Source organism: Lutimaribacter saemankumensis (assembly GCF_900100005.1).
GTDB lineage: Bacteria > Pseudomonadota > Alphaproteobacteria > Rhodobacterales > Rhodobacteraceae > Lutimaribacter > Lutimaribacter saemankumensis.
Window position 1 is genome coordinate 648,064 of the sequence record NZ_FNEB01000001.1, and the last position, 24,947, is coordinate 673,010.

Below are 24,947 nucleotides of genomic sequence, written 5' to 3' on the forward strand. Positions count from 1 at the left end.
CGCCCGATTTCAACGGGCGCGGCGGAACTTGAGGACGAGTGGTATGCAGGACGACGCCCAGCGCAGCCTGGAAGAGTGCCTAGAAGACAGCCTGGACGGGCTGAAGAAAGTCGCGTGGATTCGCAAGGTGGCGGCCATCGCGGACGAACACGGGCATTTCCAATCCTGCGGGCATCGCCATTTTGGCGCTCTTGTCGAACAGGGCGACACGCTGCTGGTCACGTTTGAAACGATGCAGGGCGCCCAGGCCAATCCAGATGGGGGCCGGCCGCTTGGCTGGGATTTCGTGCTGGAATACGGCTGGTCGCACCTGGGCCTGTTTTCGGACGGCGACACATGGTTCCGCGACAGGCATGTCTACGGCTATTTCGACAGGCTGGTCGATGACGGGTTCTTCGAGGAATTCGAAACCGTGATCTTTTACGGCGCCGGCCCGGCGGGTTATGCCGCCGCAGCATTCTCGGTGGCCGCGCCCGGCGCGCGCGTCGTGGTGCTGCAACCGCAGGCGACGCTCGACCCGCGGGTCACCGAATGGGACGACCGCTTCACCGACATGCGGCGTACGGATTTCACCAACCGCTACGGCTATGCGCCGGACATGCTGGATGCCGCGCACAGTGCCCACGTCATTTACGACCCTGCCGAAACGCTCGATTCCATGCATGCCGCCCTTTTCACACGCTCGAATGTCGCGAAACACAGGATGCGGTTCTTTGGCGCGGCCTTGCAGGGCGACCTGCAAAAGATGGGCATCCTCGCCCCGCTGTTGGAAAAGGTGGCCCAAGATACGCTGACCACCCACAGTTTTGCCGACATGCACCGCGCGCGGCGCGACTATGGCGGCTATCTGCGCAACCTTCTGGGCACGCTCGATGCCCGCGACAGGCCCTACCTGGCCGCGATGCTGTGTCGCAACGTGACCAGCCGAATGAATGTTCCGCGCTTCCGCCGCAGGCTGGAGGCACTGGAAAAGGCCGAAGCCGAAGGCAAGGTCAAATTGCCGCCCTCGCGCAAGGACGGTTAACGGCACTGGCGCAGGCGCGCGCGATGCGCTAATCGCGGGCGCATGACCCAGACGCTGACCATCGCCCGCCCCGACGACTGGCACCTGCATCTGCGCGATGGCGCGATGCTGCGGGCCGTTCTGCCAGAAACCGCGCGCCATTTCGCCCGCGCGATCATCATGCCCAACCTGGTGCCGCCCGTCGTCACCGGGGCGCAGGCCGCCGCCTACCGCGACCGCATCCTGGCCGCCCTGCCCGCGGGCATGGCGTTCGAGCCGCTGATGACGCTTTACCTGACCGAAGACACCGACCCCGAAGACGTGGCAGCCGCCGCGCAAAGCGGTCTGGTCAAGGCGGTCAAGCTTTACCCGGCGGGCGCCACGACCAATTCGGCCAGCGGCGTCCGGGATTTCAACCGTGTCCGCCCTGTGCTGGAAAAAATGGCCGAGATCGGCCTGCCGCTCTGTGTGCATGGTGAAGTGACCGACAACGATATCGACATCTTCGACCGCGAGGCCGTGTTCATCGACCGCGTGCTCGACCCGATCCGCCGTACAACGCCCGGACTGCGGGTGGTGATGGAGCACATCACGACGCGCGATGGGGTCGACTATGTCAAGGCGAACGATACCGACCTGGGCGCGACGATCACCACGCATCACCTGGTGATCAACCGCAACCACATCCTGGTTGGCGGGATCAAGCCGCATTACTACTGCCTCCCCGTCGCCAAGCGCGAGGAACACCGCCTTGCCCTGCGCGCCGCCGCAACCAGCGGGGACGCGCGGTTTTTCCTCGGCACCGACAGCGCCCCGCATACGGATGCCAACAAGGAAACCGCCTGTGGCTGCGCGGGTTGCTTCACCGCGACGAACACCCTGTCGATTCTGGCGCAGGTGTTCGAGGAAGAGAACGCGCTCGACAGCCTGGAAGGGTTCACGTCACGCCACGGCCCGGCCTTTTACGGCCTGCCCGTGAACGAGGGCACGATCACTTTGACGCGCGGCGACGCGGTGAATTATCCGGCAAAGATCATCACCGGCGAGGGCGAGGTCACGGTTTTCGACCCCGGCTTTGCCCTGCATTGGAGCGTTTCCGCCTGACGCTCAACGGGCCTGGCGGCCCTATTCGCGGACGGGCCGCCAGGCCCGGACACGCCCCCGATTTGAAAGGACATTGGCCATGATCCCCACTTCCTATCCCACACGCGAGGAAATCGCCCGCCTGACCGCGCGCATGCTGCTGGAAATCGGCGCGGTGAACTTCAACACCGAAGAACCCTACACCCTTGCGTCCGGCCTGCCCTCGCCCAGCTATATCGACTGCCGCAAGCTGATTTCCTATCCGCGCATCCGGTCGACGCTGATGGATTTCCTGACCGTGACGATCATGCGCGAAGCCGGGTTCGAGGCGTTCGACAACATCGCGGGCGGCGAAACGGCGGGCATACCCTTTGCCGCCATGGTGGCCGAGCGCATGGCCCTGCCCATGACCTATGTGCGCAAAAAGCCCAAGGGCTATGGCAGGAACGCCCGGATCGAAGGTGAAATGACCGAAGGCCAGCGCGTGCTGCTGGTCGAGGATCTGACGACCGACGGCGGATCGAAGCTGTCCTTCGTCGATGCGATCCGCGACACCGGCGCGGATTGCGCGCATACGGCGGTGATCTTTTACTATGGCATCTTCCCGCAAACGGAAAAGACGCTGGGCGATCACGGCGTCAGCCTCCACTACCTGTGCACCTGGTGGGACGTGCTGGCAGAGGCAAAGGAGCAGGGCGCTTTCTCCGAAGAGACGCTGGCCGAGGTCGAATCCTTCCTGCGCGCCCCGCGCGAGTGGCAAAAAGCACGCATGAACTGATCAAACCGGTCGGCAGGCCCTTGCCGCGTGCCGGGGCCGCCGCCGCAAGATGTTGACGAAAGGTCAGGCAACGGCGCAATATCGGGTGTGGATCAAGCTACCCACAGCTTATCCACAAAAACATACAAGTTGCCGGGAATCGCCTGTGTTTCTATGACATCGTTCCGGGACAGGGGACGACCATGAACGAGATCACGACTTTCAATCCGACCGGGGCCGAGGTCCAGGACGCCGAAACGATGCCCCACTCGATCGAGGCCGAGCAGCAACTGCTGGGCGCGATCCTGACCAATAACGATGTCTACGACCGGGTGGCCTCGATCATCTCGGCCAAGCATTTCTACGACCCGGTCCATGCCCGCATTTACGAGGTTGCCGCCGGGCGCATCGCCAAGAACAACCTGGCCAGCCCCGTCACGCTGAAGGCGTTTTTCGAAGATGACGAGGGGCTCAAGGAGCTGGGCGGCCCGGCCTACCTGGCCCGGCTGGCGGGGGCTGCGATTTCGGCCTACGCGGTGCGCGACTACGCGCAGATGATCTATGATCTGGCGGTGCGGCGCGAACTGATCCGACTGGGCCAGGAAATCACCGCCAAGGCGCGCAAGGTCGAAACCGAAACCGACCCCAAGGAACAGATCGTCGAAGCCGAGCAGGCGCTTTATACACTGTCCGAACAGGGCCAGACGGAAACCGGGTTCCAATCGTTCCTGCGTGCGGTCACCGACGCCGTGAACGTGGCCAACGCCGCTTACCAGCGCGATGGCGGGCTGGCGGGGATTTCCACCGGGCTGATCGATCTCGACAAGAAACTGGGCGGGCTGCACAAGTCCGACCTTCTGATCCTTGCAGGCCGACCGTCGATGGGCAAAACCTCGCTTGCGACGAACATCGCCTTCAACGTGGCCAAGGCCTATCGCAAGGGCACCCTGCCAGATGGCAACGAAGGCGCTGTCGATGGCGGCGTTGTCGGTTTCTTCAGCCTTGAAATGAGCGCCGAACAGCTGGCCGCCCGTGTTCTGGCCGAAGCCTCGGAGATCTCGTCCCACAAGATCCGTCAGGGCGACATGGACGAAACCGAGTTCCGCCGCTTCGTGCAGGCCGCCAAGGATCTCGAAGCCTGTCCGCTGTTCATCGACGACACCGCCGCGATCCCGATCGCACAGCTTGCCGCCCGCGCGCGGCGTCTGAAACGCACCCACGGGCTGGACCTGCTGATCGTCGACTACCTTCAGCTTGTGCGCGGCACCTCGGACAACCGGGTGCAGGAAATCGGCGAGATTTCCATGGGCCTGAAAGCCATCGCAAAAGAGCTGAACATCCCGGTGGTTGCGCTGTCGCAGCTCAGCCGTCAGGTCGAATCCCGCGACGACAAGCGCCCGCAATTGTCGGACCTGCGTGAATCGGGGTCGATCGAACAGGACGCCGACGTCGTGATGTTCGTGTTCCGCGAGGAATATTACGTCGAACGCGAAAAACCCTCCGACGAAAAGCTCGAGGAAATGGGACAGTGGCAGGACAAGATGGCGCGCCTTCACGGCAAGGCCGAGGTCATCATCGGCAAGCAGCGTCACGGCCCGATCGGCACAGTCGAGTTGGCGTTTGAGTCGCAGTTCACCCGCTTCGGCAACCTCGTGAAGCCCTGGCAGCAGGGCGATGGCGGCGACAGCTTCTGATCTACCCGCGCAGATGTGAGTGGACAGCCCCCCGCCCGATGTGGCGCAATGCGGGTATGCGTAACCTGATCGCCGCTTGCCTGACCTGCCTGGCCACAGCCCTGCCAGCCCAGACACCTGTCGAGGTGGATGTAGAGCTCGTTCTGGCCGTCGACGTTTCGCGCTCGATGACCCCGGCAGAACTGGAAATCCAGCGCCAGGGATACGCCGCCGCACTCACATCCGACGTGGTTCTGGGCGCGGTGCGCGGCGGGCTGTTGGGGCGGATCGCGATCACCTATGTCGAATGGGCGGGCAGCGGAAGCCAGCGTGTCGTCGTGCCCTGGACGCTGCTGGAAGGCCCCGAAGATGCCGAATGGATCGCGGGCCAGATCCTTACGCAATCAGGCGGCGGGATGCGCCGCACCTCGATCTCGGGTGCGCTGAGGTATGGCGCGCAAGCCATTGAAAAAAATGAATTCCAGGGCTTGCGCCGTGTGATCGACATTTCCGGCGACGGGCCCAACAACCAGGGCAGCGCGGTGGACGAAAGCCGCGATGCGGTGCTGGCGCAGGGCATCACGATCAACGGCCTTCCGCTGATGACGACCGACGGCCTGAGTTCGCGCTGGGGCATCGAGGATCTCGACCTTTACTACGAGGCCTGCGTGATCGGCGGCCCCGGTGCATTCCTGATCCCGGTGACACGATGGGAGGATTTCGGCGATGCGGTGCGCCGCAAGCTGGTGCTGGAAATCTCGGGTTTGCCGCCGCGTGTAATCCCCGCACAGATGCGCCAGAGGCCCAGCTTCAATTGCCTGATCGGCGAGGAAATCTGGCAACGCAACATGCATATCTTCATGGAGCCCTGAACCCGGCCCGCTTTTTGCTTGACCCCGCCTGCCCGTCTGCCAAAACCGCCTCATGACAGCCGCGACCCTGACCATCGACCTCGATGCCATCGCCGCCAACTGGCGCGCGCTGGACGCCCTGACCTCGTGTGAAACCGCCGCCGTCGTCAAGGCCGACGGCTATGGATGCGGGGCTGGCAAGGTTGCCCGCCGCCTTGCCCGCGAAGGCGCCCGCCGGTTCTTTGTGGCAGTCGCGGAAGAAGGCGCCGCCCTGCGCGAGGCGCTTGGCCCCGGCCCCGAAATCAACGTGTTTTCCGGCCACATGCCCGGCGACACCGACATGATCCACGACCTGTCGCTGACGCCGATGATCAATTCGCTGGACCAGATGCTGCGCCACCTCGAGGCGCTGCCGGGCCATCCGTTCGGCATCCAGCTGGACAGTGGCATGAACCGTCTTGGCATGGAGCCGGCGGAATGGATCGCGCTACGCGACATCGCCACCCAGCAGAACATGACCCTGGTCATGTCGCACCTGGCCTGCGCGGACGAGCCGGATCATCCGATGAACGCACAACAATTGCGTATTTTCAAAGAGATGACGGATGGTCTTGATGTTCCCAGGTCGCTTGCCGCGACAGGTGGCATTCTGCTGGGGCCTGATTACCACTTCGACATCACGCGCCCCGGTGTGGGCCTCTATGGCGGCGCGCCTTTCACCGACGCACAGCCCGCAGCCCATGTCAGCGTGCCCGTGATCCAGGTCCGCGACGTGGAGGCCGGTGAAACCGTGGGCTATGGCAACACCTGGACGGCGCCGTCCCCCGCCCGCATCGCCACGATCGCCGCCGGATATGCCGACGGGATCATCCGCGCGATGGGCCCGAAAACCAGCGTCTGGGTGGGCGACACACCCTGCCCGATCGTCGGGCGCATCTCGATGGACCTGATCGGAGTCGACGTGTCGGACCTCGACTCCGATCCAAGGGCGGTCGAATTGCTCGGCCACCACAACTCGGTCGATACGCTGGCCGATGCGGCCGGCACGATCGGCTATGAAATCCTGACATCGCTGGGCAGCCGCTACAGGCGGCGCTATCACAGCACATGAGCGCGCTGACCAAACCGCTGGGCGCCCTGGGCCACGCCACGCTGGCGGCGCTGGCGATGATCGGGCGCGTGGCGCTGTTTGCGTTCGACGCGCTGTCGCACATGGTGCGCCCGCCCTTCTATGCGCGGGAATTCCTGGCCGCGTTGTTCCAGATCGGATGGCTGTCGCTGCCGGTCGTCGGCCTGACGGCGATCTTCACAGGTGGCGCGCTGGCGCTGCAGATCTATGCTGGCGGCGCGCGCTTCAACGCCGAAGCGGTGGTGCCGCAGATCGTGGCCATCGGCATGGTGCGCGAACTTGGCCCGGTGCTGGTGGGCCTGATGATCGCGGCGCGCGTGACATCCTCGATCGCGGCCGAGATCGCGACCATGAAGGTCACCGAGCAGATCGACGCGCTGGTGACGCTGTCGACCCATCCGATGAAATACCTGACCGTGCCGCGGGTGCTGGCCGGGCTGATCGTGGTCCCGGCCCTGGTGGGCATCGGCGACGTGATCGGCGTGTTCGGCGGCTATGCGGTTGCCGTGAACAACCTGAACTTCAATGCAGCCGCCTATCTCAAGAACACGGTCGATTTCCTTGAGCCGCTCGATATCATCTCGTCGCTGGTCAAGGGCGCGGTGTTCGGCGGGATCGCCACCACGATGGGCTGCTTTTACGGCATGAATTCGGGCCGCGGCGCGATGGGCGTGGGTGGGGCCACCAAAAGCTCGGTCCAGGCGGCGGCGATCCTGATCCTGGCGGCCAACTTCCTGCTGACGGGGCTGTTTTTCTCGGTATGACCCGCACGCGCCACATATCGCAACCGACCAATGGGGCCGTCGCATGATCACCCTGTCCGGCGTGCACAAGACATTCGGCACCAACCAGGTGCTGCGCGGCGTCGACCTGACGATCGACAGCGGCACCTCGATGGTGATCATCGGTGGCTCGGGCACCGGAAAATCCGTGCTGCTGAAATGCATCCTGGGCCTTGTCAAACATGACACCGGCACCATCACGCTGGACGGTCAGGACGTGACCAAGGCCGACCGCGACGCGTTTCTGGCCCGTTTCGGGATGCTGTTCCAGGGCGGCGCGCTGTTCGATTCGCTGCCCGTCTGGCAGAACGTCGCGTTCCGCCTGCTGCGCGGCAGCTTGAAAAAGCCCAAAGATCAGGCGCGCGAGATCGCAATCGAAAAACTGCGCCGGGTCGGCCTGAAACCCGACGTCGCCGACAAGTTCCCGGCCGAGCTGTCCGGCGGCATGCAGAAACGCGTGGGGCTGGCCCGCGCCATCGCCGCCGAGCCCGAGATCATCTTTTTCGACGAACCGACCACCGGGCTCGACCCGATCATGGCCGGCGTCATCAACGACCTGATCCGCGAAATCGTGACCGAGATGGGCGCCACCGCCATGACGATCACCCATGACATGACTTCGGTGCGCGCGATTGCCGACAATATCGCCATGCTGCATGATGGGGTGATCAAGTGGACGGGTCCGGTGTCGCAGCTCGACAAAAGCGGCGATCCCTACCTCGACCAGTTCATCCACGGCCGCGCGGAGGGGCCGATCGAAGCGGTAAGGTAGCACACAGACACCATGAACGCCTTTCAGCCCGATCCACTTCTGGTGAACTTCATCCTGCTCAAGGAATTCATCTATCTGCCCGTTCTCGCGGTTCTGGCGCTGGTGCGTGTGCTGTCGGCACGCTCCGCCGCGCGGTGGGCTGGCGCGCTAGCGCTGGCGCTGGCCGTGCTTGGCGCCGTGGCCCAACTTGGCCCGTCACTGGCGGGCATGCAGGGCGGACAGGCGATGCGCCTGGCCATACAGCTGGGCGATCTGGGGGGCGGCGCCGCGCTTCCGCTGCTGGCCAGCGCACCGATGCTTGTCTCGGCCACCCTGCCCGGAACGCGCTGGCGCTGGATCGACGCGCTGCACATCCTTCTGCTTGGGGCATTGGTCGGGATGTGGGTTCTGACCAGGTAACCCAAGGGGCTGGCGCTACCCTGCGCTCCGGGCTAGGCATATCCGATGCAGAACGCCCTTCGCCTGGCCAACCTGGCCCTTCTCGTACTTTTCCCGGTCGCTTGGTTTGCGCCGCTCATGCGCGCCGGGTTGCTGCCGCTGTTCCGCCTTTCGGAAATCAGCGTGATTTCCGGGCTTCAATCGCTGTGGCAAAGCGATGTGATCCTGGCCCTGCTCGTCACGTTCTTTGCGCTTTTTGCGCCGTATCTGAAAACGCTGGGCCTTGCCCTGGTGCAGTTCGGGTTGCTGGACAGCCGGGTGATGCCCGTGCTGGGCGTGCTCGGCAAACTGGCGATGGCCGACATTTTTCTGATCGCGCTTTATATCACGCTGGCCAAGGGCATCGGCGTCGGGCGCATCGAAACCGCCTGGGGGCTGTACCTGTTCACCGCCTGCATCCTGGCGTCCCTGGCGATCGGGATGCTGACAAGGCCCCGCGGAGCGCCCGCAATTGACGTTTGACGCCCTGCACGGCTTGCGGCACTAAACTGTCATGGCAAAAACACCCAGCTTCACCTGCACCGCTTGTGGCGCGTCCCATTCCAAGTGGTCGGGCCGTTGCGACGCCTGCGGCGAATGGAATACCATCGTCGAAGAGGCGCCGCTTTCTGCCGGACCGGCGTCCAAGTCGCTCGGCGCGTCGCGCGGGCGGGCGGTGGCCCTCACCGATCTCGCGACCGAGGAAACCCCGCCCCCGCGCACGCAATCGGGCATGGACGAGCTGGACCGCGTGCTGGGCGGCGGGCTGGTGCCCGCCAGCGCGATCCTTGTCGGTGGCGATCCGGGCATCGGCAAATCCACCTTGCTGCTGCAGGCCGCGGCGCGCTTCGCGCAGGCGGGGCTCAAGACGCTCTATGTCAGCGGCGAGGAAGCCAGCGCCCAGGTCCGCATGCGCGCGCAGCGCCTCGGGTTGGAGCAGGCCCCCGTGCAACTCGCCGCCGAAACCAACCTGCGCGACATCCTGACCACGCTCGAAGCGGAAAAGCCGCAACTTGTCATCATCGACTCGATACAGACCATGTGGGCCGACAACGTCGATAGCGCGCCCGGCAGCGTGTCTCAGGTCCGTGCGGCCGCGCATGAGCTGACGACATTCGCCAAGCGGCGCGGCGTCAGCGTCGTGCTTGTCGGACATGTCACGAAAGAAGGCCAGATCGCCGGCCCCCGCGTGGTCGAGCACATGGTCGACACGGTGCTGTATTTCGAAGGCGAGCGCGGCCACCAGTTCCGAATCCTGCGCAGCGTCAAGAACCGCTTTGGCCCCGCGGACGAAATCGGTGTCTTCGAAATGACCGGCGGCGGCCTGGCCGAAGTACCCAACCCTTCGGCGTTGTTCCTGTCGGAACGGGGCGAACCCAGCCCCGGCTCGGTGGTTTTTGCCGGGATCGAAGGCACCCGCCCCCTGCTGGTGGAGTTCCAGGCCCTGGTCGCGCCAACACCGCATTCCCAACCGCGCCGCACGGTCGTGGGCTGGGATGGCGGGCGGTTGGCGATGATCCTGGCGGTGCTCGAAGCGCGGTGCGGCATCCCCTTTGCGGGGCTCGACGTGTACCTCAACGTTGCGGGCGGCCTGAAGGTGACGGAACCGGCCGCCGACCTGGCCGTGGCCGCCGCGCTACTATCTGCGCGCGAAGATGCCAGCCTGCCCGCGGAAACGGTGGTTTTCGGCGAAATCAGCCTGTCCGGCGCGCTGCGTCCGGTCGGTCAGGCCGAAAACAGGTTGAAAGAAGCCCGAAAACTTGGTTTCAACACCGCAATCGTTCCGGCGGGTGGCAAGCTGACCGGTAATGGTGGTCTGGCCCTGACGCAAATGAAGGATCTGGCCAGTTTCGTGGGTGAGTTGTTCGGCGCAGTGTAGCGTCTGGCAGGCGGGGAGAAGCATGGAAGGCTTTACCATTATCGACGGCGTCGTTGCGCTGGTCATCATCGTGTCGGCCCTGCTGGCCTATGCGCGCGGCTTCGTCCGCGAGGCTCTGGCCATCGCGGGCTGGATCGTCGCAGGCATCATCGCGTTCATATTCGCCCCACAGGTCCAGCCGCTGGTCAAGGAAGTCCCGGTTGTCGGCTCGATGCTCTCGGACAGTTGCGAATTGTCGATCATCGCGGCCTTCGCTGCCGTTTTTGCCGTGGCTCTGGTCATCGCATCGCTGTTCACGCCGCTGTTTTCCTCGGTGGTGCAACGTTCGGCGCTTGGCGGGATCGACCAGGGGGTCGGATTTCTCTTCGGTGTGCTGCGCGGCATCCTCTTGGTTGCGGTGGCCTATTTCGTCTACGACACCGTGATCACCAGCCAGGAGGTCGCGATGATCGACGACTCGCGCTCCGCCCGCGTCTTCAGCCGCATGACCGAAAGCATCGAAAGCCAGAACCCCGAAGCTGCCCTGGGTTGGATCACCGCCCAGTACGAACAGCTTGTCGGCGTATGCGAAGCCCCGGCGACCGAATAACCGGGGCGTATAGCCGCGGCTGCACGGCCAGTATGTGATAGTTCCGTGACAGTCGCGTCGCAAATCCTTAAGAGTGGCGCGTAAGCAGGCCACACGGATTCGGAGCTGCCCTTGTCCAAGCATATGCCCCCCGCCCATCCCTTCGATTTCGACGCCTGGTCCGAGGACGCAGGTGATGACAAGCTGCATGAGGAATGTGGCGTCTTCGGCGTCACGGGCGTCACCGACGCCGCCAATTTCGTGGCACTCGGGCTGCACGCTCTGCAGCACCGCGGACAAGAGGCCGGCGGCATCGTCAGCTACGATCCCGCAAGCGGCTTCAACTCGGCACGTCGGTTCGGCTATGTGCGCGACAACTTCACCAAGCAATCGCTGATGGAAACCCTGCCCGGCGCGCTGGCGATCGGGCATGTGCGCTATTCCACCGCCGGGTCCAAGGGCGCCACGCAGATCCGCGACGTGCAGCCATTTTTCGGCGAGTTCAGCATGGGTGGCGCGGCGATCGCGCATAACGGCAACATCACCAATGCCGACGCGCTGCGCCGCGAACTGATCGAGCGCGGCTCGATCTTTCAGTCGTCGTCGGACAGCGAATGCATCATCCACCTGATGGCGCGCTCTTTGCAGCGCAAGGTGCCGGAACGCATGATGGACGCGCTGCGCCGCGTCGAAGGCGCGTTTTCCGTCGTCGCCATGACCCGGACGAAACTGATCGGCGTGCGTGACCCGCTGGGCGTGCGCCCGCTCGTGATCGGCAGGATCGGCGACGAAGGTTGGGTTCTGTCGTCGGAAACCTGCGCGCTCGACATCATCGGCGCGGACTATTTGCGCGATGTCGAACCCGGCGAGATGGTGGTGATCGAAGACGGCGAACTCAAAAGCCTGCACCCCTTCGTGCCCGCGAAACCGAGGTTCTGCATCTTCGAGCATGTCTATTTCTCGCGCCCCGATTCGATCATCGGCGGCCGCTCGGTCTATGAAACCCGCCGCCAGATCGGCGTGGAACTCGCCCGCGAGGCCCCGGTCGATGCCGACCTCGTGTGCCCGGTGCCCGACAGCGGGACGCCCGCGGCCATAGGCTTTGCCCACGAAAGCGGTATCCCCTACGGCATGGGGATCATCCGCAACCAGTATATGGGCCGGACCTTCATCGAACCGACCGAACAGATCCGCAACATGGGTGTGCGCCTGAAACTGAACGTCAACCGCGCCCTGATCGAAGGCAAGCGCGTGATCCTGGTGGATGACAGCGTCGTGCGCGGCACGACCAGCCGCAAGATCAAGGAAATGATCCTTGATGCCGGCGCCGCCGAGGTGCATTTCCGCATCGCCAGCCCGCCCACCGCATGGCCCTGTTTCTATGGCGTCGACACGCCGCAGCGCGAAAAACTGCTCGCCGCCACCATGAGCGAGGAAGAAATGCGCGAACACCTTGCGGTGGACAGCCTGAAATTCATCTCGCTCGACGGCCTCTACCGCGCCGTGGGTGAAGTGAAAGGCCGCGACGCATCCTGCCCGCAATACTGCGACGCGTGTTTTTCGGGGGACTACCCGGTCGCGCCGACGGATATGCTGGAAAAGGGTTTCCAGCTCAAGGCGGCCGAGTGACCCGCACCTGACGCAAGGGCATCGGCGGCAAAGCGCGCAGGGGCGAAATCGCCCCTTTTCGCAGTCGCAGCATTTGCCTATCTGCCCGGTCCGACAGATCAGGAAACGGACCCTTCAGACATGGCTACCCCCGAGGCAACGCCCGACAACGTGGCGGCGCTCGCCACGCAACAAATCCCCCCACAGGGGCACGACCCGGTGCTGATCGGCACCTTCGGCCCGGACACGGATGCAAGGGCGCTCTTGCGCCTGCCCTCGGGCAGGATCGAACGGGTGGCCAGCGGCGACCGGCTGGCAGGAATGCAGATCACCGCCATCGCACCGGGCCTGCTGCACGCGATACGGCGCGGACAATCGGTGACGCTGACTATTCCCGGCGAATAGAGCGTATCGCACCGCCTTGACCTGCCGGGGGAAAAGGCGCAAAGCACCGCCATGACTGACAAGATCGCACTCATCACCGGGGCATCGCGCGGGCTGGGCGCCGCGCTGGCGGAAACGCTTTGCGAAACCCATCACATCGTGGCCGTGGCCCGCACCACCGGCGCATTGGAAGAACTGGATGACCGCATCCAGGCCCGCGGCGGCAGCGCCACGCTCGCGCCGATGGACGTCACCAACAAGGACGCGATGGCGCAGCTCTGCCGCTCGATCTTCGACCGCTGGGGCGGGATCGACATCTGGGCGCATTGCGCGGTCCATGCCGCACCGCTCAGCCCGGCCTTTTTCATCGACCAGAAGGACTGGCAGAAATCGGTGGATATCAATGTCACGGCTACCGGTGTTCTGATCCCCTTCATCGCCCCCCTGCTCGGTGAATCCGGCACGGCGCTGTTCTTCGACGATCCGCGCGCCGGCGAAAAGTTCTTTGGCGCCTATGGTGCGACCAAGGCCGCGCAGACGGCGCTGGCGCGCAGCTGGGCCGCCGAAACCGTAAAGACCGGGCCGCGCGTGCATGTTGTGACGCCCGATCCGATGCCGACCGCCACGCGCGCACGCTTCTTCCCCGGCGAAAACCGCGATGCGCTGGCCAAGCCGATGGATGTGGCCGCGCGCCTGCTTTCGGAACTGCCCTGATCTTCATCTTGCCCCAAATACTCGGGGGTGAATTGGCCGCAGGCCAAGAGGGGGCAACGCCCCCTGGCATTGCCGGTGCTTGCCCCGCGCGCGGCGCTCCTCTAAGGACAAGGCAGGGCAAGACAGGGGCAGAACATGCGCATCCTCATCACCAATGACGACGGCATCAACGCGCCCGGCCTGCGGGTCATGGAAGAAATCGCCGCCGACCTGGCCGGCCCCGGGGGCGAAGTCTGGGTGGTCGCTCCGGCGTTCGAACAATCGGGCGTGGGTCATTGCATCAGCTACACCCACCCGACGCTGATGGCGAAAATGGGCGACCGGCGCTTTGCGGCCGAAGGCAGCCCGGCCGACTGCGTGCTGGCCGGCATCCATGACGTGATGGCCGATGCACGGCCCGACCTCGTGCTGTCGGGCGTCAACCGCGGCAACAACTCGGCGCAGAACGCGCTCTATTCGGGCACTCTGGGCGGCGCGATGGAGGCCGCCTTGCAGGGCATCCCCGCAATGGCGCTGTCGCAATACCTCGGCCCGCAGAATTTCACTGCCGACAACCCGTTCGAAGCGGCCGGCGTGCATGGGCCCGCACTTATCCGCAAGCTGCTGAAGGCCATGCCGCAGGACGAAGACGACTACCGGCTGTTCTTCAACATCAACTTCCCGCCTGTATCCGCCGACGATGTTCGCGGCACCGTTGTGGCGCGGCAGGGCTATCGCCGCAACGCGCCCTTCACGGTCGAACCGCACCTGTCGCCCTCGGGGCGGCGCTTTGTCTGGATCAAGGGCGGCGACCAGCATATCCAGACCGAACCCGGCTCGGACGCGGCGGTCAACCTTGACGGCTATATCTCGGTCACGCCGATGCGGGCCGACCTGACCTGCCACAGCACGCTTGAGGCCTTGAAAGACGCGCTATGAGCGACGACGGCGACACCGCGGAACGCAAGATGCAGTTCCTGTTCGCGCTCCGCTCGCGCGGGGTGACGGATGCGCGTGTGCTGACCGCGATGGAGCGGGTGGACCGCGCGCCCTTCGTGCGGGGCATCTTTGCCGACCGCACCTACGAGGACATGCCCCTGCCGATCGCATGCGGCCAGACGATCAGCCAGCCCTCGGTCGTGGGCCTGATGACGCAGGCGCTGAACGTGCAGCCGCGTGACAAGGTTCTCGAGGTCGGGACCGGCTCGGGGTATCAGGCCGCAATCCTCAGCCAACTGGCGCGCCGCGTCTACACCGTCGACCGCTACCGCCGCCTTGTCCGCGAGGCGCAGGCCATCTTCGACGAAATGGGCCTGGTGAATATCACCGCGGTGACGGCCGATGGTTCGTTCGGGTTGCCCGACCAGGCACCGTTCGATCGCATCCTCGTGACCGCCGCCGCAGAAGACCCCCCAGGGCCGCTCTTGGCCCAGCTCAAGATCGGGGGTATCATGGTTCTGCCGGTGGGTCAGTCAGACACGGTGCAAAGCCTGATCCGCGTTACCCGGAACGAGGACGGGTTCGATTATGACGAACTGCGCCCGGTGCGTTTCGTGCCCCTTGTCGAAGGGCTCGGACGCGAGGAATGACAGGCGCCAGGATGCGCGCGCACGAGTGAACCAAAGCCCCGGCGAACAAGGGGCACGGATAATGAGGAATAGATCGAGATGACCGCCGAAAACACCGCCCTTCGTCCGCCCCGCCTGCCCCGCTGGGTACTAGCCACGGCTGCAACCGTGCTGGTGGCAGCATGCCAGCAGCCACTCGATTATGACCTGCGCGGCAATTTCGGCAACGCCATGTCGACGACCGAGGCCGCCCAACAGGCCGTTGCCGACCGCCCCGCGCCGGACAACCGCGGAATCATTTCCTATCCCGGCTACCAGGTCGCCATCGCCGAACGCGGCGACACGGTGATTGACGTGGCCAACCGGATCGGCACCGATCCCGCCGCATTGGCGCGCTACAACGGGCTGCAGGTCGATGACCGCCTGCGCGACGGCGAAGTGATCGCCCTGCCGAACCGCGTGGCCGAGCCTTCTCCGGCGACAGGCGCCACCGGCATGGGCCCGATCCAGCCGCCCTCGCAGGTGGACATCACCACGCTGGCCGGCAACGCCATCGACCGCGCGCAGCCGGATGCCGTGCAATCCAGCACGTTGCCCCAGACGCAAACCGGGGTCGAACCGGTGCGCCACAAGGTCAAGCGTGGCGAAACGGCCTATTCCATCGCGCGGCTTTACAACGTGTCCGTCCGCTCGCTTGCCGAATGGAACGGGCTGGGCCGCGATTTTGCCGTGCGCGAAGGCCAGTATCTGCTGATCCCGGTACCGGATACGGCGGCTCCGGCCACCGCCTCGGCCGCTGCCGCGCCGGCCGTTGTGACCACCACGCAGCCGGGCACCGGCAGCCCGACGCCGACGCCGCCATCGGCCACGCAACCGCTGCCACAGGACACCACCCCGGCCGCGACCCCTGCACCGGCCGCAACGCCGGCCCCCAACCTGGGGCGAACGCAGTCCAGTTCCTCGAACGCGCGTATGGGCTATCCCGTGCAGGGCAAGATCATCCGCGATTATGCCAAGGGCAAGAACGAAGGCATCGACATCCAGGCCGCCGCCGGCACACCGGTCAAGGCCGCCGCCTCGGGCACGGTCGCGGCGATCACATCGGATGCCGACCAGGTGCCGATCGTCGTGGTGAAACACGACGACAACCTGCTGACCGTCTACGCGAACATCGAAGGTATCCAGGTCAGGAAAGGCGACAGCGTCAGCCGCGGCCAATCCATCGGCAAGATCCGCGGCGGCAACGCCAACTACGTGCATTTCGAAGTGCGCAAAGGGTTCGAAAGCGTCGATCCGACACCTTACCTGAACTGACGCGCAACGCGCGTCAGAGCGCGACGCCCTTGCGCCCCGCCAGATCGGTGAAGAACTGCCAGGCCACCCGGCCCGACCGGCCACCGCGCGTGGCTTGCCATTCGATCGCTTCTGCGCGCAGGGTGTCGTCGTCGATTTCGACCCCGTGCGCATCGCAATAGCCGCGGATCATGGACAGGTATTCATCCTGATCACAGGGGTGAAAGCCCAGCCAAAGACCGAACCGGTCCGACAGAGATACCTTTTCCTCGACCGCCTCGGACGGGTTGATCGCGCTCGAGCGTTCGTTCTCGATCATGTCGCGCGGCATCAGGTGGCGGCGGTTCGACGTGGCGTAGAAGATCACGTTGTCCGGCCGCCCCTCGATCCCGCCATCAAGAACCGCCTTGAGCGACTTGTAATGCTGGTCGTCATGGCTGAACGACAGGTCGTCGCAAAACAGCACGAACCGGTGCTGCGGCGCATCGCGCAGTATATTCAGCAGCCGCCCGACGCTTGGCAGATCCTCGCGCTGCAATTCGACGATCTTCAGCGCCAGCCCCTCGGCCAGCACGGCGGCATGCGCGGCCTTCACCAGGCTGGATTTGCCCATGCCGCGCGCACCCCACAACAGCGCGTTGTTGGCCGGCAGGCCACGCGCGAACTGGCGGGTGTTTTCCAAAAGCGTGTCGCGCGAGCGGTTGATCCCCACAAGCAGCTCGATCGCCACCCGGTTGACCCGTGGCACAGGCACCAGACGGTCGGGCGTCACGTGCCAGACAAAGGCGTCCGCCGCATCGAAATCCGGGGCGGCCATCGGGGCCGGCGCGATCCGTTCCAGCGCCTCGGCGATCCGTTTCAGGGTCTGGTCGTCCATCAGTCCTTGTTCACCATGCCGGGATCGTCGTCACCCTCATCGAATTCCTTCATCAGGGGGTCGTCGAACTCTGCCTCGTCATCCTCGAACCAAAGCCCCTCTTCCTTGAGCTTTTCTTCGCGTTCACGCTCGACCCGGCCAACAAGGAAAATGGACACCTCGTAAAGCCCGTAGACCACGGTGAACAGGATCACCTGCGTGATGACATCCGGCGGCGTCACCAGCGCGGCAAGGATCAGGATGCCGACGACTGCGTATTTCCGCACATCCTTCAGCCCGCGCGCACTGACCAGCCCGGCCTTGCCCATCAGCGTCAGCAGGACGGGCAGCTGGAAACACAGCCCGAAGGCCACGATGAACTTGATCGTCAGGTTGAGATATTCCTGCGCCGAACCCTGGAACACGACGGACAGACCCTGGCGCACTTCTTCGCCCACCACGGCCTCGCCGCCCTGCCCGAACTGCTGGAAGCCCAGGAAAAAGTCATAGGCAAGCGGCGTTACCACGTAGAATGCAAAGGCCGCGCCCAGAAAGAACATGAAGGGCGACGCCACCAGGAAGGGCAGGAACGCACCTTTCTCGGACTTGTAGAGCCCCGGCGCCACGAACCGCCACATCTGGTTCGCGATATAGGGAAAGGCCAGCATGAAGCCGCCCAGAAGCGAGATCTTGATCGCGACGAAGAAACCTTCCTGCGGGCTGATAAAGATCAGATCGCAATCCTGCCCGCGGCTGGCCAGAACCTGGCACAACGGATCGGTGAGGAAATTGAAGATCGGCGTCGCGATGGTGAAACAGATCACCATGCCGATCAGGAAGGCGATGACCGAATGGATGAGCCGCGTACGCAGCTCGGCCAGATGCTCGATCAGCGGGGCCGAGCTGTCGTCGATCTCGTCAGTGTCGCTCATGCGCTGTCCTTGGGCGTATCAGCCTCGGCCGCCACGTCAGCCTTGGGCTGCGGCTTGGGCTCGGGGCTGTCCTGTTTCAGCGCGGCTTCGGCCGCTTCGGCCTTGTCCATGGCCTCTTGCGCCTCGCGCTGCATCCGCTCGGCCGCCTTGCGCGCGGCGGCGGCCTCGATCTTTTTCTTGGCTTCCATGCGCTCGGCCGACAGCTTGCCGGTCTCGCTTTTCGGATCGATGTCGGTCAACGACTTGGCGGCATCCTTGACGCCGTCCATCGCGGTGCCGACCGGGTTGGTCGCACTGCGGATGGTCTTGGTGATGTCGCGCATCCCGGAATCATCCGCCGCCTCTTCCATCGCGCGGCTGAATTCCCGCGCCATGCCCTTGGCCTTGCCGATAAAGCGGCCCACCGACCGGAACAGACCCGGCAGGTCTTTCGGGCCCACCACGATAAGGGCCACGATGCCGATCAGCAGCAGCTCGGTCCAGCCAAGGTCGAACATGGATCAGGCCTTGTCCTTGTCGCTTTCCGGCGTCACGTCCTTGGCGGCTGTCGCTGCCTCGTCGTCGTTCGTCTCAAGCTCTTTGGTGCCTTCGGCGACGCCCTTCTTGAACGAGGTGATGCCCTTGCCGACCTCACCCATGAGCGAGCTGATCTTGCCACGGCCGAACAGCACCAGCACGACGACGGCGATCAGAAGAAGGCCGGGAAGGCCGATATTGTTGAGCATGTGATCTCTCCCTTGGTGGGGGTCCGTGCACGGACCCTTCGAAAATCATTTTCCGTATCTAATGGTGAAGCCCGGCACATGGAAGGACCAAAGCGCCGCAACGGGCGGAATTTGATCGGCAATGTCCGCATTGGCGGGCCTTTGCCGTTCAAACGACGCATGTGCAGCGGGACTGGCGCCCCGCTTGCGCAGCGCCGCGCCACACGATTCGCGGCTACGCCCCCGCGGCCGGGAACACGAAACAGCGGTCCCGCCGGATCATTAGCCACAGAGGCTTTCCCAAGCTGGGCAGGAACACGTTGGGCACCGTCGCCTTGAGGACCGAACCGTCGTAATCCATGCGGATCTCGACCAGGCTTTCGGCCCCCATGAAGCGCGCGCGCACCACCTCGCCCCGGGCGGCGACGCCGTCCTGAACTGTCGGGTTGGGCCCGCGCCCGCCCCGGTCCAGGTCCAGCTTGATGTGCTGCGGGCGGATCACGATATCCACCTCGGCACCGTCAGGCACGCCAGGCGCAAGGAACTGGCCAAAGGGCGTATCGGTCAAAGCGCCCTGAACTTTGCCCCGGATCACGTTGATATCGCTGAAGAATGCAACCGCCTGACGATCGACCGGGGCGTTGTAGACGTTATAGGGCGCACCCTGCTGCACGATCTTTCCGTTGCGCATCAGCGCGATCTCGTCGGCCATGCGCATCGCCTCTTCGGGCTCATGCGTCACCAGCAGAACCGCCGCATCCTCGGCCTTGAGCACTTCGAGCGTTTCGTCGCGGATATCGTCGCGCAACCGGTTGTCGAGGCCCGAAAACGGCTCGTCCATCAGCATGATGCGCGGCTTGGGCGCCAAGGCCCGCGCCAACGCGACCCGCTGCTGTTCGCCCCCGGACAACTGATAGGGATATTCGTCGATGAACCGACGCAGCCCGACCTTGTCCAGCAGCTCCTCAACGCGCGCGCGCTTGCGGTCCGCCGGGCCCTTCAGGCCGAACGCCACGTTGTCGCCCACGCTCAGATGCGGAAAAAGCGCGAAATCCTGGAACATCAGGCCGATATGGCGCCGTTCCGGCGGCACCCGGAAAACGGTGTCGCAGATCAGTTGGCCATCGACGAAGATCTCGCCCGAATCCTGCATCTCGACCCCGGCGATCATCCGCAGCGTCGTCGATTTGCCGCAGCCCGATGGCCCCAGCAGGCAGGTCACCTGCCCCGGCATCACCTTCAGGGACACATGATCCACCACCACCTGCCCACCGAAGGCGCGCGAGAGATTGCGGATCTCCAGTCGGGGAACGGTCTGGTTCACCTGTGTCCTTTCCGGTCCGGGCTGGGGCATGTCGTGCTTCATCGGCGGCGGGCTTGGCTGATAAAATTGCTCGGGATTTGCCTAGCAACTCGTTCGCCCGGGGGCAAGCCCGCCGCGCACGCGGCGGGATGTCCGGGGCTTTCGCCCCGGCCTGCCGGATCAGATCGTGACGTTCGTGGCACCGCCATCCAGCAGGATGTTCTGCCCGATGATAAAGCCCGAATATTGCGAGCACAGGAATGCACAGGCCGCGCCGAATTCCTCGATCGTGCCATAGCGCCGCGCAGGGATCGTCGCCTCGCGCTGCTTGCGCGCCTCGTCCATCGTGATGCTCTGTGCCTTGGACACGCCGGTATCCAGCGAAATCGCCCTGTCGGTTGCGTGAATGCCGGGCAGCAGGTTGTTGATCGCAACACCTTTTTCCGCAACCTGGCGTGCGGTGCCCGCGACATAGCCGGTCAGCCCCGCGCGGGCCGAGTTCGACAGGCCCAGCACAGCGATCGGCCCCTTGACCGACTGCGAGGTGATGTTGACCACACGGCCCCAACCCTGCTCCATCATGCCGGGCAGCATCGCCTTCATCAGCGCGATCGGCGTCAGCATGTTGGCATCGAGCGCCTTGATGAAATCCTCGCGGTCCCAATCCTTCCACAGGCCCGGCGGCGGACCGCCCGCATTGGTGACAAGGATATCCACCTGTCCCGCCGCTTCAAGAACCTTGCCACGCCCCTCTTCGCTGGTGATGTCGGCGGCCACCGCCGTCACCTCGACGCCATAGGCATCGCGGATCGCCTGCGCAGTTTCCTGCAACGGCCCGTCGCTGCGGGCGTTCATCACGAGGTTCACACCCTCTGCCGCCAGCGCCTCGGCGCAGCCACGGCCCAGCCCCTTGCTGCTGGCACAGACCAGCGCGCGTTTGCCTTTGATCCCCAGATCCATTCTGTCGCTCCCTGTTCGAAAATTCGCGTTTGCAGCCAAAGAGCTAGAGCAATCCGGCCCGGTTTGCCAGTAAAACACCCATTCGTTGACCGACCCCCGCCACATTCGTATCCTAGGTCGGTCCTGCACAGGCCGGACCGGGCCGAAGTGACAAGAATGCCAGTATGACAACCGAACCGACCAACGCCACGTTTTCCCTGCCGGTCTACCGGTCCGACGCGCTGAACGTGGTGAACGGCGCGAATATGGGCGATCCGCTGTCCTTCGCGGACGAGCTGGTCCATAGCGATGTCTACATGCTCAGCCCGCAGGTCAGGATGGCCCGGCTCAGCGTTCAGCCCCACGCCGACGGCACGTTGATCATTGCCCGCGACACCACGGTCGGAAAGATCGGCGCGGTCCTGCATCTCGACAGTTGCCTGACCTTCATGTCACCCGACGGGCAGACCACCGAAATGCTTGTCCTCGTCGAAGTGGACGACACCAGCGGCGTGGTTGAGGTCTACGGCCTTCCGCTGGCCGCCATGCAGCCCAAGACGGATTATGCGCTGGTGACCATCGACCGCGACAACACACGCGCCAAACTGGCCGAACTGGCCTGCGTGTCCTTCACCCGCGGCACCCATATCACCATGGCCGACGGCGCGCAGAAAAGGATCGAGGATCTGCAACTGGGCGACCGCGTCCTGACCCGCGACGAAGGCCCTCAGGAAATCCGCTGGATCGGCCAGAGCACGGTGCGCGCAGTCGGGGAATACGCGCCGATCGTGATCACGGCCGGCACCCTGCACAACGAACATGACCTGATCGTCAGCCCGGAACACCGCCTGTTCATCTATCAGCGCTCCGATGCCCTGGGCGCGGGACGCTCGGAATTGCTGGTGCGTGCCCGGCATCTGGTCAACGGCACCAGCGTCTACCGCCAGGATGGCGGGTTCGTGGATTATTTCCAGCTGCTCTTCGACAGCCACCAGATCATCTATGCCGAAGGGATCGCCGCCGAAACGCTGCTGGTCGATCCGCGCACGCGGCCTGCCCTGCCGGCGGAACTGGCGGAAACGCTGTCTTCCAGCCTGAACACACACGGTCAAAAGGCGCATCTCGCCTACGAAGTGCAGGAATCGCTGCTTGACCGACCCGATGCCGCCGAAATCCTGCGGCGCGCCTCGACCCGATAGGGGTTAGCCGCCCGATTTCATCGTCGACAAAAGCAGGCTGGTTTCGCTGGTCGACACGCCGTCGAACCGGCGGATCGTGTCGAGGATCCGGTCAAGCTGCGCCAGCGTATCGGTGCCCAACTCGACGATCAGATCCCAGCGACCGTTGGTGGCATGGATCGCCTGAACCTCGGGCAGACCGGACAATTGCCGCTTGATGCGGTCTGCGCCGCGCCCCTCGATGCCCAGCATCATCAGTCCGCGCACCGGATCGCGCGCGACATCCCCTTTGAGCAACACGGTAAAGCCGACGATGTCGCCGGAACCGCGCAGCTTTTCGATGCGCGCGCGCACCGTGGCCCGCGACACCCCCAGCAAGGCCGAAAGCGAGGAAAGCGGCGCCCGGGCATCCTGCCGCAAGGCACGGATCAGGGCGTGATCCAAATCGTCCATTTTGGAACCTAATCCTGTCGTTTTGACCAGTTTGCATCCTTTATGGGCAATTCGGCCGCTTAACTCCACCCCGAAACGGCACCATACCGTGATCAAAGCGAACAGGAGTATCCGAATTGACCCAGCAAAACTGTATCCTGATCGGCGCGCCGATGGATTGCGGCAAGCGTCGGCGGGGCTGCCTGATGGGCCCCGATGCCTACCGCACCGCCGGCTTGGCCGAGGCGCTGGCCTCGCTCGGGCACAGCGTGACCGACCGCGGCAACCTGGCCCCCGCAGCCCACGCCGCCGACGACGCCGCTGCCCATCCCTATCGCCTGCACGAATGTATCGGCTGGACCCGCGCCCTGATGGCAGAGGCCGAGGACGCGATGGATCACGGCGTCCCGATATTCCTTGGCGGGGACCACGCGTTGTCGCTGGGGTCGGTTGCCGGTGTCACCGCCCATGCCGCGCGCACCGGGCGTCCGCAATTCGTTCTGTGGCTCGATGCCCACGCCGATTTTCACACCGTCGACACCACCGAAAGCGGCAACCTGCACGGCACGCCGCTGGCCTATGTCACGGGCCGGCCCGGTTTTTCCGGCTTTCCCGAACTGACCGCGACGGTCCCGCAGGAAAACGTGTGCATCGTCGGGCTTCGCTCGGTCGATGGTGCCGAAAAGGACGCGCTGCAAAGCTCGGATGTCGCCCGCCACGACATGCGCGAGATCGACGAAACCGGCATCGCACGACCGTTGCAGGCGTTCCTCGACCGCGTGGCGGCATCCGGCGGAGCGCTGCATGTCTCGCTGGATGTGGATTTCCTCGACCCTGCCGTGGCCCCTGCCGTGGGCACCACGGTGCCTGGCGGCGCAACCGTGCGCGAAGGGCACCTTGTCTGCGAAATGCTGCATGACAGCGGGCTTGTCACCTCGATGGATCTTGTCGAGCTGAACCCCTTCCTGGATGAGCGCGGCCGCACCGCGCAGTTGATGGTCGATCTATGCGCCAGCGCCATGGGCCGCCGCGTGTTCGACCGCCCCACCCGCGCCTTCGGATAAGGAAACGCCCCAGATGACACAACCTTCGCACAAGGCGCTCGTGCCCTTCGTTTCGGTCGACAACATGATGCGCCTCATCCACCACATCGGGATCGAACCGATGCTGCGCGAGCTTGCCGGCTATATCGAAGAAGACTTCAAGCGCTGGGAATTGTTCGACAAGACGCCCCGCGTCGCCAGCCATTCGGATGTTGGCGTGATCGAGCTGATGCCCACCTCGGATGGCGAGGCTTATGGCTTCAAATACGTCAACGGCCACCCCAAGAACACCCGCGAGGGGCTGCAGACCGTGACCGCCTTCGGCCTGCTGGCGGATGTGCACACCGGCTACCCGGTGCTGCTGACCGAAATGACGATCCTCACGGCGATGCGCACCGCCGCAATGTCGGCGCTGGCCGCGCGCTATCTGGCGCCGCGGGACGCGCGGGTCATGGCGATGATCGGCAACGGCGCGCAGTCCGAGTTCCAGTGCCTCGCCTTCCACGCGCTTTGTGGGGTCGAGACCGTCCGGCTTTACGACACCGACCCTGCCGCCACGGCGAAAACCGCGCGGAACCTGGCGAAAACCGCGCTGTCGGTGGTGCCCTGCACCAGCCCCGAAGAGGCGATAGAGGGCGCGCAGATCATCACCACCTGCACCGCCGACAAGCAATACGCCACTATCCTGACCGACAACATGGTCGGCAGCGGGGTGCATATCAACGCAATCGGCGGGGACTGCCCCGGCAAGACCGAACTGGCGCCCGCGATCCTGAAACGCTCGGACATCTTCGTGGAATACCCCGAACAGACGCGGATCGAGGGCGAGATACAGCAAATGCCGGCCGATCACCCGGTGACCGAGCTTTGGCAGGTCATCACCGGGCAGGCAAAAGGGCGGCGCGACGCGCGCGCCATCACCCTGTTCGACAGTGTGGGGTTCGCAATCGAGGATTTCAGCGCCCTGCGTTACATCCGCGACCGTATCAAGGGCACGGACATGTTCGAACCGCTCGACATGCTGGCCGATCCCGATGATCCGCGCGACCTGTTCGGCATGGTGCAACGCGCCAAGGTGTAAGGTTCGGGCGGGCCGCCTT

Annotated in this window: 28 protein-coding genes; 21 read left to right on the top strand and 7 right to left on the bottom strand. The window is 64.6% G+C overall.

The genetic code is table 11. From position 1 onward, the window contains the following. The first annotated feature begins 43 nt into the window (after positions 1 to 43). From BLT50_RS03160 to BLT50_RS03245, 18 genes are all read left to right on the top strand, one after another. Positions 44 to 1,024, top strand: coding sequence for a phosphoadenosine phosphosulfate reductase (locus BLT50_RS03160; protein WP_090026358.1), 981 nt, complete (start codon positions 44 to 46; stop codon positions 1,022 to 1,024). Between the two features lie 42 nt (positions 1,025 to 1,066). Continuing rightward, positions 1,067 to 2,107, top strand: a complete 1,041-nt coding sequence (gene pyrC / locus BLT50_RS03165; RefSeq protein WP_090026360.1) for a dihydroorotase — start codon at positions 1,067 to 1,069, stop codon at positions 2,105 to 2,107. Between the two features lie 79 nt (positions 2,108 to 2,186). Beyond that, the gene (locus tag BLT50_RS03170) at positions 2,187 to 2,864 is read left to right on the top strand and encodes an orotate phosphoribosyltransferase (RefSeq protein ID WP_090026362.1); all 678 of its coding nucleotides are present in this window, start codon (positions 2,187 to 2,189) and stop codon (positions 2,862 to 2,864) included. Between the two features lie 182 nt (positions 2,865 to 3,046). Next, a complete protein-coding gene (locus BLT50_RS03175; RefSeq protein WP_090026364.1) occupies positions 3,047 to 4,537 on the top strand; it encodes a replicative DNA helicase in 1,491 nt (496 codons plus the stop codon). A gap of 56 nt (positions 4,538 to 4,593) precedes the next feature. Beyond that, complete coding sequence (locus tag BLT50_RS03180; protein WP_090026367.1) at positions 4,594 to 5,388, top strand: DUF1194 domain-containing protein; 795 nt, start codon at positions 4,594 to 4,596, stop codon at positions 5,386 to 5,388. A 52-nt stretch (positions 5,389 to 5,440) separates the two neighbouring features. After that, the gene (gene alr, locus BLT50_RS03185) at positions 5,441 to 6,478 is read left to right on the top strand and encodes an alanine racemase (RefSeq protein ID WP_090026368.1); all 1,038 of its coding nucleotides are present in this window, start codon (positions 5,441 to 5,443) and stop codon (positions 6,476 to 6,478) included. Between the two features lie 56 nt (positions 6,479 to 6,534). Beyond that, positions 6,535 to 7,260 carry an MlaE family ABC transporter permease gene (locus tag BLT50_RS03190; protein ID WP_425433933.1) on the top strand — a complete coding sequence of 242 codons (726 nt, stop codon included), beginning with the start codon at positions 6,535 to 6,537 and terminating at the stop codon, positions 7,258 to 7,260. A 43-nt stretch (positions 7,261 to 7,303) separates the two neighbouring features. Next, entirely contained in the window at positions 7,304 to 8,050 is a 747-nt protein-coding gene (locus BLT50_RS03195) for an ABC transporter ATP-binding protein (RefSeq protein ID WP_090026372.1), read from the top strand. Positions 8,051 to 8,062: 12 nt separating this feature from the next. Next, positions 8,063 to 8,449, top strand: a complete 387-nt coding sequence (locus BLT50_RS03200) for a hypothetical protein (RefSeq protein ID WP_090026374.1) — start codon at positions 8,063 to 8,065, stop codon at positions 8,447 to 8,449. Positions 8,450 to 8,494: 45 nt separating this feature from the next. Continuing rightward, complete coding sequence (locus tag BLT50_RS03205) at positions 8,495 to 8,950, top strand: paraquat-inducible protein A (protein WP_090026376.1); 456 nt, start codon at positions 8,495 to 8,497, stop codon at positions 8,948 to 8,950. A 31-nt stretch (positions 8,951 to 8,981) separates the two neighbouring features. Then, the gene (radA, locus tag BLT50_RS03210; RefSeq protein ID WP_090026378.1) at positions 8,982 to 10,346 is read left to right on the top strand and encodes a DNA repair protein RadA; all 1,365 of its coding nucleotides are present in this window, start codon (positions 8,982 to 8,984) and stop codon (positions 10,344 to 10,346) included. A gap of 22 nt (positions 10,347 to 10,368) precedes the next feature. Then, a complete protein-coding gene (locus BLT50_RS03215; protein WP_090026381.1) occupies positions 10,369 to 10,935 on the top strand; it encodes a CvpA family protein in 567 nt (188 codons plus the stop codon). 123 nt (positions 10,936 to 11,058) lie between these two features. Beyond that, the gene (purF, locus tag BLT50_RS03220) at positions 11,059 to 12,543 is read left to right on the top strand and encodes an amidophosphoribosyltransferase (RefSeq protein WP_090026383.1); all 1,485 of its coding nucleotides are present in this window, start codon (positions 11,059 to 11,061) and stop codon (positions 12,541 to 12,543) included. Between the two features lie 120 nt (positions 12,544 to 12,663). After that, positions 12,664 to 12,927: a hypothetical protein gene (locus tag BLT50_RS03225; RefSeq protein ID WP_090026385.1), complete on the top strand. Its 264-nt coding sequence runs from the start codon at positions 12,664 to 12,666 to the stop codon at positions 12,925 to 12,927. Positions 12,928 to 12,978: 51 nt separating this feature from the next. Further along, entirely contained in the window at positions 12,979 to 13,620 is a 642-nt protein-coding gene (locus BLT50_RS03230; RefSeq protein WP_090026386.1) for an SDR family NAD(P)-dependent oxidoreductase, read from the top strand. A gap of 135 nt (positions 13,621 to 13,755) precedes the next feature. Then, positions 13,756 to 14,538 (top strand): 5'/3'-nucleotidase SurE, encoded by a 783-nt coding sequence (gene surE, locus BLT50_RS03235; protein WP_090026388.1) that lies wholly within the window; start codon positions 13,756 to 13,758, stop codon positions 14,536 to 14,538. Beyond that, on the top strand, positions 14,535 to 15,188 hold the full coding sequence (locus BLT50_RS03240; RefSeq protein ID WP_090026390.1) for a protein-L-isoaspartate(D-aspartate) O-methyltransferase: 654 nt from the start codon (positions 14,535 to 14,537) through the stop codon (positions 15,186 to 15,188). Before surE ends, BLT50_RS03240 begins: the two co-directional genes overlap by 4 nt. A 78-nt stretch (positions 15,189 to 15,266) precedes the next feature. Further along, positions 15,267 to 16,481 carry a peptidoglycan DD-metalloendopeptidase family protein gene (locus BLT50_RS03245; protein WP_090026392.1) on the top strand — a complete coding sequence of 405 codons (1,215 nt, stop codon included), beginning with the start codon at positions 15,267 to 15,269 and terminating at the stop codon, positions 16,479 to 16,481. 13 nt (positions 16,482 to 16,494) lie between these two features. Here the strand turns inward: BLT50_RS03245 and BLT50_RS03250 are convergent, their stop codons facing one another. The 6 genes from BLT50_RS03250 to BLT50_RS03275 form a co-directional block, all read right to left on the bottom strand. Further along, positions 16,495 to 17,337, bottom strand: a complete 843-nt coding sequence (locus tag BLT50_RS03250; protein WP_090026394.1) for an ATP-binding protein — start codon at positions 17,335 to 17,337, stop codon at positions 16,495 to 16,497. Next, complete coding sequence (gene tatC, locus BLT50_RS03255; protein WP_090026396.1) at positions 17,337 to 18,248, bottom strand: twin-arginine translocase subunit TatC; 912 nt, start codon at positions 18,246 to 18,248, stop codon at positions 17,337 to 17,339. The genes BLT50_RS03250 and tatC overlap by 1 nt, the downstream gene beginning before the upstream one ends. Then, complete coding sequence (tatB, locus tag BLT50_RS03260) at positions 18,245 to 18,745, bottom strand: Sec-independent protein translocase protein TatB (RefSeq protein ID WP_090026398.1); 501 nt, start codon at positions 18,743 to 18,745, stop codon at positions 18,245 to 18,247. The genes tatC and tatB overlap by 4 nt, the downstream gene beginning before the upstream one ends. Positions 18,746 to 18,748: 3 nt before the next feature. Continuing rightward, positions 18,749 to 18,973 (bottom strand): twin-arginine translocase TatA/TatE family subunit, encoded by a 225-nt coding sequence (locus BLT50_RS03265; protein WP_090026400.1) that lies wholly within the window; start codon positions 18,971 to 18,973, stop codon positions 18,749 to 18,751. A gap of 214 nt (positions 18,974 to 19,187) precedes the next feature. After that, the gene (locus tag BLT50_RS03270) at positions 19,188 to 20,306 is read right to left on the bottom strand and encodes an ABC transporter ATP-binding protein (protein ID WP_245723264.1); all 1,119 of its coding nucleotides are present in this window, start codon (positions 20,304 to 20,306) and stop codon (positions 19,188 to 19,190) included. A 129-nt stretch (positions 20,307 to 20,435) separates the two neighbouring features. Next, positions 20,436 to 21,215 (bottom strand): SDR family oxidoreductase, encoded by a 780-nt coding sequence (locus tag BLT50_RS03275; RefSeq protein ID WP_090026404.1) that lies wholly within the window; start codon positions 21,213 to 21,215, stop codon positions 20,436 to 20,438. Between the two features lie 164 nt (positions 21,216 to 21,379). Here BLT50_RS03275 and BLT50_RS03280 point away from each other — a divergent pair, with 164 nt between their 5' ends. After that, positions 21,380 to 22,393 (top strand): Hint domain-containing protein, encoded by a 1,014-nt coding sequence (locus BLT50_RS03280; protein ID WP_090026407.1) that lies wholly within the window; start codon positions 21,380 to 21,382, stop codon positions 22,391 to 22,393. 3 nt (positions 22,394 to 22,396) lie between these two features. Here the strand turns inward: BLT50_RS03280 and BLT50_RS03285 are convergent, their stop codons facing one another. Then, positions 22,397 to 22,825 carry an Lrp/AsnC family transcriptional regulator gene (locus BLT50_RS03285; RefSeq protein ID WP_090026409.1) on the bottom strand — a complete coding sequence of 143 codons (429 nt, stop codon included), beginning with the start codon at positions 22,823 to 22,825 and terminating at the stop codon, positions 22,397 to 22,399. Between the two features lie 116 nt (positions 22,826 to 22,941). Between BLT50_RS03285 and rocF the strand changes: the two genes are divergently transcribed. Both rocF and BLT50_RS03295 read left to right on the top strand, forming a co-directional pair. Continuing rightward, a complete protein-coding gene (gene rocF, locus BLT50_RS03290) occupies positions 22,942 to 23,868 on the top strand; it encodes an arginase (RefSeq protein ID WP_090026411.1) in 927 nt (308 codons plus the stop codon). Between the two features lie 13 nt (positions 23,869 to 23,881). Beyond that, positions 23,882 to 24,928 (top strand): ornithine cyclodeaminase, encoded by a 1,047-nt coding sequence (locus BLT50_RS03295; protein WP_090026413.1) that lies wholly within the window; start codon positions 23,882 to 23,884, stop codon positions 24,926 to 24,928. Positions 24,929 to 24,947 lie beyond the last annotated feature (19 nt).

Bases quoted from the DNA above. Each gene is read 5' to 3' on its own strand.
- BLT50_RS03160 (WP_090026358.1), top strand. From the start codon at position 44: ATGCAGGACGACGCCCAGCGCAGCCTGGAAGAGTGCCTAGAAGACAGC.
- pyrC (WP_090026360.1), top strand. From the start codon at position 1,067: ATGACCCAGACGCTGACCATCGCCCGCCCCGACGACTGGCACCTGCAT.
- BLT50_RS03170 (WP_090026362.1), top strand. From the start codon at position 2,187: ATGATCCCCACTTCCTATCCCACACGCGAGGAAATCGCCCGCCTGACC.
- BLT50_RS03175 (WP_090026364.1), top strand. From the start codon at position 3,047: ATGAACGAGATCACGACTTTCAATCCGACCGGGGCCGAGGTCCAGGAC.
- BLT50_RS03180 (WP_090026367.1), top strand. From the start codon at position 4,594: ATGCGTAACCTGATCGCCGCTTGCCTGACCTGCCTGGCCACAGCCCTG.
- alr (WP_090026368.1), top strand. From the start codon at position 5,441: ATGACAGCCGCGACCCTGACCATCGACCTCGATGCCATCGCCGCCAAC.
- BLT50_RS03190 (WP_425433933.1), top strand. From the start codon at position 6,535: ATGATCGGGCGCGTGGCGCTGTTTGCGTTCGACGCGCTGTCGCACATG.
- BLT50_RS03195 (WP_090026372.1), top strand. From the start codon at position 7,304: ATGATCACCCTGTCCGGCGTGCACAAGACATTCGGCACCAACCAGGTG.
- BLT50_RS03200 (WP_090026374.1), top strand. From the start codon at position 8,063: ATGAACGCCTTTCAGCCCGATCCACTTCTGGTGAACTTCATCCTGCTC.
- BLT50_RS03205 (WP_090026376.1), top strand. From the start codon at position 8,495: ATGCAGAACGCCCTTCGCCTGGCCAACCTGGCCCTTCTCGTACTTTTC.
- radA (WP_090026378.1), top strand. From the start codon at position 8,982: ATGGCAAAAACACCCAGCTTCACCTGCACCGCTTGTGGCGCGTCCCAT.
- BLT50_RS03215 (WP_090026381.1), top strand. From the start codon at position 10,369: ATGGAAGGCTTTACCATTATCGACGGCGTCGTTGCGCTGGTCATCATC.
- purF (WP_090026383.1), top strand. From the start codon at position 11,059: ATGCCCCCCGCCCATCCCTTCGATTTCGACGCCTGGTCCGAGGACGCA.
- BLT50_RS03225 (WP_090026385.1), top strand. From the start codon at position 12,664: ATGGCTACCCCCGAGGCAACGCCCGACAACGTGGCGGCGCTCGCCACG.
- BLT50_RS03230 (WP_090026386.1), top strand. From the start codon at position 12,979: ATGACTGACAAGATCGCACTCATCACCGGGGCATCGCGCGGGCTGGGC.
- surE (WP_090026388.1), top strand. From the start codon at position 13,756: ATGCGCATCCTCATCACCAATGACGACGGCATCAACGCGCCCGGCCTG.
- BLT50_RS03240 (WP_090026390.1), top strand. From the start codon at position 14,535: ATGAGCGACGACGGCGACACCGCGGAACGCAAGATGCAGTTCCTGTTC.
- BLT50_RS03245 (WP_090026392.1), top strand. From the start codon at position 15,267: ATGACCGCCGAAAACACCGCCCTTCGTCCGCCCCGCCTGCCCCGCTGG.
- BLT50_RS03250 (WP_090026394.1), bottom strand. From the start codon at position 17,337: ATGGACGACCAGACCCTGAAACGGATCGCCGAGGCGCTGGAACGGATC.
- tatC (WP_090026396.1), bottom strand. From the start codon at position 18,248: ATGAGCGACACTGACGAGATCGACGACAGCTCGGCCCCGCTGATCGAG.
- tatB (WP_090026398.1), bottom strand. From the start codon at position 18,745: ATGTTCGACCTTGGCTGGACCGAGCTGCTGCTGATCGGCATCGTGGCC.
- BLT50_RS03265 (WP_090026400.1), bottom strand. From the start codon at position 18,973: ATGCTCAACAATATCGGCCTTCCCGGCCTTCTTCTGATCGCCGTCGTC.
- BLT50_RS03270 (WP_245723264.1), bottom strand. From the start codon at position 20,306: ATGCCCCAGCCCGGACCGGAAAGGACACAGGTGAACCAGACCGTTCCC.
- BLT50_RS03275 (WP_090026404.1), bottom strand. From the start codon at position 21,215: ATGGATCTGGGGATCAAAGGCAAACGCGCGCTGGTCTGTGCCAGCAGC.
- BLT50_RS03280 (WP_090026407.1), top strand. From the start codon at position 21,380: ATGACAACCGAACCGACCAACGCCACGTTTTCCCTGCCGGTCTACCGG.
- BLT50_RS03285 (WP_090026409.1), bottom strand. From the start codon at position 22,825: ATGGACGATTTGGATCACGCCCTGATCCGTGCCTTGCGGCAGGATGCC.
- BLT50_RS03295 (WP_090026413.1), top strand. From the start codon at position 23,882: ATGACACAACCTTCGCACAAGGCGCTCGTGCCCTTCGTTTCGGTCGAC.